Origin of the sequence: Rhodohalobacter sp. (assembly GCF_041686455.1) — a bacterium.
GTDB lineage: Bacteria > Bacteroidota > Rhodothermia > Balneolales > Balneolaceae > Rhodohalobacter.
Genome location: NZ_JAWLDW010000177.1, coordinates 1 through 2,159, shown reverse-complemented (window position 1 = coordinate 2,159; position 2,159 = coordinate 1). Strand labels below are relative to the sequence as shown.

Here is a 2,159-nt window from a genome sequence, read left to right as displayed (position 1 = left end):
AGAAACGCGGGCAGAATCAGATCGCCAATCATCATCACCACGTAATTGGCTGTTCCAACGGCATCAGCAACTTCTTTGAGAGTAACAGCCAGCGCAAGGATGATTGCGCCGATGGTAACCCCCTTACACCCGTCAATAAATCCGTTAATAGCCACCTGCAGGCTCATCCCTTTTGCTACGGCTATCCCGATACCGGCAAGCACGGCAAGCACAAACGCTTCAGCGATCAGAAGTGTGGGATCTTCGGAGCCGAGAATAAAAAATGTATATATATATGGGATGATGGCAACTCCAAGCAGTGCACCAATCGGCCCAAAGAAGTCGATCAGACCTGGATTATATCCCCTTGGAACTTTATTCTGCGTGAGTTCATCGGCAGCCATAGGCGTGGCTCCTTTTCGATCCAGAGTTCCTTTGGTGCGGGAGCGCTCCATCGCTTTTCGCATTTTTTTACCGGGTATCCATGGAAGTTTTTCCCAAGCAAACAGAAGGGTGATCAGAATGGCGAAAATTGCATAGAAATTATAAGGGAGTGAAGAGAAAAAGAAGTTGATTCCATCCTGTGGTGTTTCAAACAATGAAATAGTACCTATGACGAGACCACTGATGTAAATGGGCCAGACATTAAATGGAATCAGTGTTGCCGCAGGTGATGCGGTACTGTCTACCATATAGGAGAGCTCCTCGTGCGACACGTTATGTTTATCGGCAATGGGCCGAACGGTAGCGCCTGTCAGAACCGTACTGATTGTGCCTCCCTGGTGGAATACGAGTCCCATAATCCATGTAAAAAATTTAGCCGTACGGGGCCCTCGAACCATTTTGTTGGATGCCCAAACTGCAAATTTTTCTGCACCGCCTGTGCGCGTCCAGATTCCAATGAGCCCGCCTAAAGCCCATAGGTAAACAAGCAGAATCAGTGCGAAGCTTTCGGTTCCGATGGATGGTATAAGAAAATCCTGAACAATGTTGAGCTGTCCGGAGATGATGCCACCCAAAAATATTCCGATGAAAAGAGAACTGACTACCTCACGAGTCCAAAATGCAAGTACAATGGCTACAAGCGGAGGCATAACCGACCAAAAGCCAAAATGGCCGTCTTGCTCGGGAAAACTCCCCATGTTGGTAACATAATATATACCCGCAATAACAAGAGTTAGAAAAAGACCAAAGTAAATACGTCGGCGAGTTTTAGGATCTTTCCACTTAGTAACTGTATCCTCAAAAAAGTTGCTCATAAAATATGGTAGATTATTGTGCGGCTATAAAATAAGAGATCAGAGCACAAATGCTCGACTCTTTTTGATAAGAGTTGTTAACGGAGAAAAAAGATTTTATCAATTGGTCAGATTGAATTATTGTTAAGGGTCTTGGTTTTGAAAAATTCTAAACCACCCAATACCAATCTTTAATTGCTCAGCATGAAACTTTTATTTCCTTCTTTACTGATCATATTCTCTCTCTCTTTAGTTGTGCCGGTTCAGGCCCAAACTAATGCCAATGCAGGATTTACATCCCCGCCTCAATATCAACCGTTTTTAAAGCAGCTTGCCGATGATGTTTCTGCAGATCAGATTGAAGACTACACGCGTATACTTGCAGGTTTTGAAAACAGACATACCCTATCCGACACAACTTCAGACGCAAAAGGAATCGGAGCTGCGCGCAGATGGATTAAAGAGGAATTTGAGAAGATTTCTGAAGAGTGTGGAGGCTGCCTCGAAGTTTTTTACGTGAGTGATGTGATTGAGGGAGTGAATCGCATTCCGGAACCTGTGAATATTGTGAATGTAGTCGCCGTTCAGCGCGGAACAGCAGACCCGAATCGTGTTGTGATGATGTCCGGTGATATCGACTCCCGTGCATCTGACGTAATGGATGCCGAAACAGACTCACCCGGCGCGAACGACAATGCATCGGGTATGGCCGGCACGATTGAAGCGGCACGGGTATTATCGAAGCATGAGTTCCCAGGCACTATTGTCTATGCCGGGCTTTCCGGAGAGGAACAAGGATTGTTCGGTGGGCAGATCCTGGCCGATTACGCCATCGAAAATGAGTGGAGAATTCATGCGGTTTTGAACAACGATATGATTGGAAATATTGAAGGGATAAACGGAATCATAAACAATACAACAGCCCGGGTATTTTCGGAGGCA

2 protein-coding genes are annotated in these 2,159 nt (G+C 45.6%); one reads left to right on the top strand and one right to left on the bottom strand.

Annotation, left to right across the window (positions count from 1 at the left end; genetic code table 11):
* Window positions 1–1,238, bottom strand: a 1,238-nt coding sequence (locus ACESM0_RS13130; RefSeq protein WP_372906656.1) for a sodium:proton antiporter, incomplete at its 3' end; no start/stop codon positions are given.
* 183 nt (window positions 1,239–1,421) lie between these two features.
* Here ACESM0_RS13130 and ACESM0_RS13125 point away from each other — a divergent pair.
* The coding region (locus ACESM0_RS13125) for a M28 family peptidase (protein WP_372906655.1) at window positions 1,422–2,159 on the top strand (738 nt) is incomplete at its 3' end.